Below are 1,029 nucleotides of genomic sequence, written 5' to 3'. Positions count from 1 at the left end.
GCAGCTGGACGAGGTCGTGTTTGACCTCGCCCTTGTCCAGGACGAAGAACACGTCGGTACCGGCGATGGCCTTGACAAGAGCGCCTCCAGCCCCAGCGGATTCCTCTGGCGGTAGCGCTTGGATCCGCTGAGGTGGTCGCGCATCTGCTGGGAGGGAAGGCAACCCAGGATTTCGACGGTCACAAGTTCGTCGTCCTCCAGCGCCTCGACGAAGACGCCTTCGGCATCAAGGCAGGAGCCACAGATTTGCTCATCTTTGTCAATCAGAAGAAATTTGGGCTGGACATCATCCACGTGTCTCATGCTCACCGGTAATCGGATGACGTTGCTGTCAGCGTTGTTGTCACCGAAGATCAAAAAAGCCCCGAACGATAATCGCTCGGGGCGTTTGTGCTGCTCAGCTGCTGTGGTCAGGGGCGGGGTCGAACCGCCGACCTTCCGCTTTTCAGGCGGAGCGATCACCCTGCTCCACTCAACGGACACGAGGTCAGAGGGTGGTGGACGGCTGTCGCCGTGTGCTCGTGGTGACCGACGTTGTCGTCACCGTTGTCGTCAGCCCTCACGTTCCAGAACCGAGACCGGCCGAACACCCCTCCCAGGCATCAGCACAGATTGCTCCCGCTGGGGCCAGAACTGACCTGCAAGAAGTAGTCATCGCTGTCCTTCTCTTCCGGCCTGTCGGAGTACCCCACCGACAGATAGACATTCCGGCTGTTGATGACCTTGGTGAGGCAGACCTGCGTTGCACTCTCCTCCTGCTTCGGCACCGGCGCCGGCTTCCAGCCGTCCTTGATCGCAGCCTCGCGGTAGAAGGACGGCACATCGGCACGCGACGCTGAAAGCCGGTAGGACTGCTCGGCATACGCGAGCCGGTCATCGTCATTGCACCCCCCGAGACGTTTCCCGTCCGGCTTCGCCTCGACCGGACGGGCATTGAGCTTCCCCCCGTAGCACGGCCACCTCACCTGAGTTGACCCTGTGTCAGCTGGGAAGGAAGTGCTTCGTGCCTGCACCTCACCCGATCGAGTT

General features: G+C 61.2%; 2 protein-coding genes and 1 tRNA gene. All 3 read right to left on the bottom strand.

All coding sequences use genetic code 11. The features are described from left to right. The coding region (locus ABZ260_RS51560) for a hypothetical protein (protein ID WP_355633384.1) at nt 1-294 on the bottom strand (294 nt) is incomplete at its 3' end. 113 nt (nt 295-407) lie between these two features. Beyond that, nucleotides 408-472, bottom strand: a tRNA-Phe gene (locus ABZ260_RS51555). A 130-nt stretch (nt 473-602) separates the two neighbouring features. Continuing rightward, nucleotides 603-1,029 (bottom strand): hypothetical protein (locus ABZ260_RS51550; protein ID WP_355633382.1); only part of this gene is annotated, 427 nt, incomplete at its 5' end.

Source organism: Streptosporangium sp. NPDC006013 (genome assembly GCF_040614275.1).
GTDB lineage: Bacteria > Actinomycetota > Actinomycetes > Streptosporangiales > Streptosporangiaceae > Streptosporangium.
The sequence above is the reverse complement of the archived record's forward strand: the minus strand, read 5'-3'. Positions and strand labels throughout refer to the sequence as shown.